4 protein-coding genes are annotated in these 6,983 nt (G+C 40.4%); 1 reads left to right on the top strand and 3 read right to left on the bottom strand.

Annotated elements, in window-relative coordinates:
* Positions 1 to 238: 238 nt before the first annotated feature.
* Positions 239 to 805, bottom strand: a complete 567-nt coding sequence (locus ACM0OP_RS23525; protein WP_414530822.1) for a peptidoglycan-binding domain-containing protein — start codon at positions 803 to 805, stop codon at positions 239 to 241.
* 702 nt (positions 806 to 1,507) lie between these two features.
* Entirely contained in the window at positions 1,508 to 2,593 is a 1,086-nt protein-coding gene (gene cax / locus ACM0OP_RS23520) for a calcium/proton exchanger (protein WP_414530821.1), read from the bottom strand.
* Positions 2,594 to 2,996: 403 nt separating this feature from the next.
* On the opposite strand from cax, the gene ACM0OP_RS23515 reads away from it, so the two are divergent.
* Complete coding sequence (locus tag ACM0OP_RS23515; protein WP_414530820.1) at positions 2,997 to 5,627, top strand: DUF3536 domain-containing protein; 2,631 nt, start codon at positions 2,997 to 2,999, stop codon at positions 5,625 to 5,627.
* Positions 5,628 to 5,765: 138 nt separating this feature from the next.
* On the opposite strand, the gene ACM0OP_RS23510 is transcribed toward ACM0OP_RS23515, so the two are convergent.
* The gene (locus tag ACM0OP_RS23510; protein ID WP_414530819.1) at positions 5,766 to 6,899 is read right to left on the bottom strand and encodes a restriction endonuclease subunit S; all 1,134 of its coding nucleotides are present in this window, start codon (positions 6,897 to 6,899) and stop codon (positions 5,766 to 5,768) included.
* Positions 6,900 to 6,983: the final 84 nt, after the last annotated feature.

Raw genomic sequence — 6,983 nt, 5'->3', positions numbered from 1 at the left:
TAAAGTATTTATATCTTAATTAAGTGTACCTCATAACAGACGGAAGTGCTGTATCTGTTTCTCCCTCTAGGTGGTGTTCATTCTTGTTGCTACTTATTGAGAATGGGTTTTGATGCCATTTTTGTTGTTTTTCTTTTTCGCCAATTTATTTTTTCGCTAATATGTGATTTTTTAGCCTCATTTTTCTTTCTTGTTTCCGTAATTTCCCTGTGTGACAGCTAAGGGTGCGGAATGTGGGCTATATGGTTAATTGTTGCCAAGTCACAGGGCCAACTACTCCATCTACTCCCACACGGCGTTGGTTTTGGAAAGCTCTCACAGCAGTTTCAGTCAGGGGACCAAAAGCCCCATCAACGCGAATAGCATAGCCATTAGCCACTAACAACCTTTGCAAAATTCTCACAGAAGTACCTGAACTACCAAAACGCAGAGTCGGTAAAGTACCGCTACTACCAAAATTTGGCGATCGCGCCGCTATCTTCATAGTATTCTGGCTAGTAACTTGAGTCTGCTGGTTCTTTGCTAAAGTTAAAGTAACTGGCGATAACTGCCTTTTTTTAATTTTATCAATTACATTCGCTTTAGCTACGTGAGATGTTGATAAATTAGTGACAAAAACTGCATCTGTTGTTGTAAATTCCGGTGGTGTAACTTGAGAATTGTCAACTACTTGTGTGACATTCCTTTGTGTTAATATCTCCGAGCTATTTTCCATCTGAAATGGTTGCTGCTTCGGTAATTTATGAGACAAATAAAGTTGTCTGGCGTTTAATATACCAGTAATCAGCAGTCCTATTTCACTCATCGCCGTTTATTTTATGAATAACCTAATTTTTAATTTGACAGACAATTTTGTTGTCAGTCCGGAATGGTTTATACCGAGAATATTTCCGAATTTATGTATGTTTTTTATTTGCAGGTATTATTTATAAATAATTTCATATTCCAGTTGTTATCAAAGTTACATTGTGATTGAGAATTGTTTTGCTACGATATAGCTTTTACTCGTTTTGTCAGTATATAATTATCTGTGTCTTTTGTAGTTAAAGACTCCAAATTTAATTTTTCCCCAACCAATCCAGGGGAAAAAGGGAGCATCTCATTGTTTGAGAAACCCCCCTTCAGTCAGGAGAGAAAGCTGAAATCTGATTTTTCCCTTCACGAAGGTGTGATTAGTGCTGTGGTAAGCAAAAACTGGGAAATCTCCTAATTCAGAGGTTTTTCATGACCCGTTTTTGTCCTAATTTCCTTCCCAGTTGCTTTAACAACTCCTGTGGAATTAAGGTGGGGATCAATGGGTAATAAATATGCAAAACTGAGAGACTCCCAGAAAAAACGGCTCTATTTGAATTTGAGTGAGTCAAATGTACATTAGCCGACTATTTGCTTTCTTCCTCCCAAAGTAGCATCAAATTTGTCAGTAATTTAGGGTATTGTTATATGTGCTTTTCCTGGATGAAGCAGATAAACCAGAATTTCAGAAATCACATAATTGAGGACTGGTGTATTAGCCTATACTATTGATCACAGGATGGAAGTAGAAAGCAAACCCCACCACTGCATAAGCTGCTAATAGTAAAACCCCTTCTAACCAATTGGATTCGCCATCAGAACTAATACTATTAGCAATTAAAACTGATACCGCTACAGCAACTAATTCAAAGGGGTTAAAATCTAAATCCATCGGTTTATCAAGTAGCCACCCAGCTATTACTAAAACAGGTGCAACAAACAGGGCAATTTGCAGACTTGATCCCACAGCTACCGAGATGGAAAGATCCATTTTATTCTTCATAGCTACAGTGACTGCTGTGGCGTGTTCAGCAGCGTTACCAACTATGGGAACCAAAATCACCCCGGTAAACAGTGATGTTAATCCTAGTTGTGATGTGGCTACTTCTAAAGAACCTACCAATAATTCTGATTCCAGTGCTACCAACAGAGTACATACTAGCAATACACCACTCCAGAGCCACATATTGGGTTTGGTATGAGGTGTTTCTTCCCCTTCTATCTCTGCAACACCGACATCATATAAATAGGCGTGGGTTTTCATGGAAAATAGTAGGGTCAGTCCGTAAACCAGAATTAAGACAATGGCAACTGCAAGGGAAAAATTTTGCAGAACTTTTTCGCTAATTCCAATTGAAGTATAGTTCATCGCTGTGGGTAACAAAATGGCAATTACGGCCAAATTCATGGCCGAAGCATTCATTCGCGCCACAACTGATTGAAATTTTTGTTCTTTGTAACGCAGTCCACCCAAAAGCATGGAAAAACCCATCACCAGTAGTAAGTTACTAATAATGGAACCTGTAATACTGGCTTTGACTACATCCACCAAACCGGCATTCAGCGCCACTAAAGCTATAATTAGTTCTGTAGCATTGCCAAAGGTGGCGTTGAGTAGTCCTCCCAATGAGGGGCCAACTACCACAGCTATTTCTTCTGTGGCTGTACCCATCCAAGCGGCTAGGGGTAAAATTGCTAAACCAGCTGTAATGAAAATTGCTAAATCTCCCCACTCTAAAAAGTGAGCGGCTAGGGAAACTGGAATAAACAGTAATAAAACCAGAAACAGGGTGTTTTTCACTGAAGTTTGTTACCTTAAGGTGAGATAGTCATGCACAGATGTCAACCAGATTATAAGATATTCTTAAGTGTCTGCAATTTGTAAAATCAGATTGCAATTTATGGAGATTTTGCAAAGCTTCGTAGCAAAAGGATCAACGTCATCTCCCATTTTTCCCAAAAAATAGGGTTTAATAGATAGATGAAAAGATCCTAAAATATTTGACTAGTATTGCTAAGAAAACCCGGACTGGCTATGGGATAACGCAGATTTGCTGCTCTAGTCAAACGCTCTTTTAGGAAAATTCACTGTACCCGATACTCATAGTTTTGCTGTATACCGGATTTTGGGTTCAAACTTCTGTAGTAAGGTTTAAATCCCAGGTTTCGGCGCAATTGTAAGTTTTTTATTTGGATAAATATACATGACTTCTGCTGCTGAAAGGCCAGTTAACTCTGGCGCAAACTTGACATCAGATTCAATTCCCCAGGATACTCACCACACTGATCACCTGAAACAGGCGACTGGTGTTTATGTGACGGTGCATGGTCATTTTTACCAGCCACCACGGGAAAATCCTTATTTGGACGCGATTGAACGTCAACCTAGTGCTGCACCTTTCCATGATTGGAATGAACGGATTCACTGGGAATGCTATCGCCCCAATGCTTTTGCCAGGATCTTGAATGATCAGGGTGAAGTGGTGGAAATTGTGAATAATTACGAATATTTCAGCTTTAATATGGGACCGACGCTGATGTCGTGGCTAGAACGCTACGATTTTGAGGTTTATCAGCGTATTTTGGAGGCAGATATCAAGAGCTGTCAGCGCTTGCATGGTCATGGGAATGCGATCGCACAGGTATACAATCACATTATTATGCCTCTGGCTAATGAACGGGATAAATACACCCAAATTCGCTGGGGTAAAGCAGATTTTCACTCCCGCTTTGGACGTGATCCCGAAGGTATGTGGTTAGCAGAAACGGGCGTGGACTATGAGACTTTAGAGGCTTTGGTGGCTGAGGGGATTCGCTTCATTATTTTGGCACCATCTCAGGCCCAGCGTTGCCGTCCTTTACCCACTGACCATGATCCCCAACCGGAATGGCAAGAAGTGGGCGGGGGTCAAATTGATCCTACCCGTCCTTATCGGTGTTATTTAAAACCCAGTAACGGTGATCAGCATAATTCCCGCCCTTATATTGATATCTTTTTCTACGATGGCCCGATTTCACGGGATATGGGTTTTAGTGATGTGGTGTTTAATTCCAGTCACTTTGCCGGACGCATCGGCTCGGCGGTACGTGGGGATCACCGTCAGTCCCAATTAATTTCTGTGGCTACAGATGGGGAAACCTTTGGACACCATAAAAAGGGAACTGAGAAAACTTTAGCTTATGCTTTTCGGGGTGAGTTTCCTAAGCATGGTTGGACGGTGACGAATTTTGCTCACTATCTCAGTCTGAATACTCCCACTTGGGAAGCGGAAATTAAACCTGCTACGGCTTGGAGTTGCGCCCACGGGGTGGATAGATGGCAAGATGACTGTGGCTGTGGGGGTGAAGGTGGTGTCTGGCATCAAAAATGGCGGCGACCTTTGCGAGATGCTTTAAACTGGTTGCGGGATCAGCTAATTGAGGTGTACGAAGAAAATGCTCGACTGTTATTTAATGATCCCTGGTTAGCACGAGATGAATATGTTCAGGTGATGCGCGATCGCTCCCCTGCAAATGTCAATGCTTTTTTATCTCGTCATCAAACCCACAAACTCACCGCCGCAGAACAGGTTGATGCTTTGCGTCTCTTGGAAATGCAGCGTCACGCTTTGTTTATGTTCACCAGTTGCGGTTGGTTTTTTGAAGAAATTTCTCGCCCAGAAGGTACGCAGATTCTCCGCTATGCTTCCCGTGCTTTGGAATTAGCTGGAGACGTGGCTGGTGTGCAGTTGGAAAAAGGTTTCCTCAAACGCCTAGCTTTGGCCCCCAGTAATGTTAATGTTTTCCGACATGGTGGGGAAGTTTATCGCCAACTGGTGCAAACTGCCCAAGTAAGTGTGAAGCAAGTAGCGGCTCACTATGCCATTACTTCTCTGTTTGGTACAGACAAGACTAATTCTCATCCAGAGCAAAAGCGGGTTTATTGCTACACCGTCAATGAGATGGATTACCAACTGCAACGGATGGGATCGTTGACTCTGGCGGTGGGACATTTACAACTGGTGTCAGAAATTACCTGGGAAAGCGAGAGTTTAGTATTTGCTGTGCTGCATTTGGGTGGCTGGGATTTCCATTGCTGCACCCAATTATTTACGGGACGACGTAATTACACCCAATTGAAGGAAAAGCTGTTTATTTCTTTACAACAAGCAAGTGCTGCCCACACTATTTTGGCAATGACACAGCTATTTAATGAAGAGACTTTCAGTTTACAAAATCTGTTTGCGGAAGAACGCCACCGGATTATGCGCCTATTGAGTCAGGAAACACTGACGCGTTTAGACCAACTTTATACTCAAGCCTATAGAGATAATTACGGTGTGTTGATGGCGTTTCATCGGGATGAATTAGAGGTTCCCCAAGAGTTGCAGGTAGCCGCCGAGATTGCTTTGGGATCACGTTCTATGATCACATTGCGATCGCTGGAGCAAGATATTACGGACTCAATCTTAACTTTAAATCATATTGTCGAGTTGGAGGCGATCGCCACTGAAGCCAAACATCTCCATTGTCGCTTAAATATTCCCGAAGGTAAGCAGATATTAGAGCAATTAATTCTGCGATTACTCTGGCAATTGTTACACGATAGCAACGGCAGTTTTGCTACACAAATTCAATGTTTAGAACGGTTGATTGATGTTAGCTATCAGCTAAATATTGGTATTTCTTTGCACCAATCCCAAGAGTTATATTTTAGTTGTTTGCAAAGTCAAATTATGCCTTTGTGTCTGACTAGTTTAGGGAATCAAGGAGATAATCATCAATGTCGTCAATTGCTGAAATTAGGGCAGAAGTTAGCTGTTGATGTCAGCCATGTTTTGAGTCAGTTGGATTAAAAAATCGCAGTAGCACAGTGTATTAAATCAACTGTTGCTGCTGCACTGGGAGCATCCCATGAATTACTCCTGAGAAGTAAATTTATAAAACTGATTCAAGGGCATCAATGATTTCAGGAGGTGTAGACATTTTAAAAATCAACCTCCTAAGATTATTTGCTCAACTTGTTGTTTGGCTTGCTCTAGTAAATCTTTAGCTTGTTTTTTAGCTTGAAGTGAACGCATTACAAATACCTCAAACTGTCTTTGCTTCTCTTGTGGAATAATAGGAACAATAATTTTTTCAACATCTCTGGGATATAGATGAAGCTGACCAGTTGCTCCTGTAATATATCTTTCAATTTGAAGTTGTCCTGCTAGAGATTGAAGAAAAATTTGTAAATAGTAAGAGTTGATCTCTTTTTGACGAATAACTGTTACTTCACTAACCGTTGCATATTTTCCTTCTTTATTAAAAATCTGAATTTTACCTATAGAACCAAAGCCAATAGAAGATATACAGATATCACCATTTTGCAATAAAAAATATTGTTGATTAGGATCTGTATATTTGATTTCTTCTAAATTATCTAAATCATTTAAATCACCTGACCTGATAACGGGGATTCCACTATCATAATATTCAACACTTCTACCTTTGGTAACTTGTCCTAAGTGCTTTAGACTCTTGGTTAAATACCTAGTAGATAAGTAATTTACCAATCTTTTATATTTCGTTTGAAAATACTCAGCATCAAAACGATCGCTCTCTACAGTCTCACTAAAATTTGCTACATAGCTTTTCTGTGCAGAGAGGTCTAAGTTATCTAGCCCAAGTTCATGCAGTAATAAAGCCTCAGCTTCAGCATAAAGGGACTTTGCCAACTTTTTACTTTCATTAGACTTAATAACTAACTGGTCAATTCCATTTTCAAAAGATTCTCCAAATCTTGGCAATGTCATTGTATAAAGATAATTGGGTGCTATGTGAGGTTGTGCCATTCCATACGCACCACGAGTTAATAAAGCTCGACCTATTTTAGTGTTTAAATAAGTAGATAAATAGCCACCTGGAACTTTTTCGCTTCTAATAATTAATACATCTGCACAAGCATATATTGTATCAGGCTGACCTTTATATACAGCAGTATCTCCAAAGTTAGCACCACTACGCGTCATTAAAACATCATCATATTCGAGCTTATTTCTAACTAATTTATGTTTAACAGACTCAGGCATAAAAGCAGTGTTTGAGAAATCTAGACGATTAGCTCTTACATTTTGCGCTAACAAAATTTGAATACCTTTGCATTCATCTTCATATACAGGGTCAGCGCATCTCAAACCCTGTTGACAAGAGGACTTGCCTAATCAGCA

Origin of the sequence: Nodularia chucula CCY0103 (genome assembly GCF_963923915.1) — a bacterium.
In the GTDB taxonomy this organism is placed as follows: Bacteria; Cyanobacteriota; Cyanobacteriia; order Cyanobacteriales; family Nostocaceae; genus Nodularia; species Nodularia chucula.
This window is presented reverse-complemented; position numbering and strand designations above follow the sequence as displayed.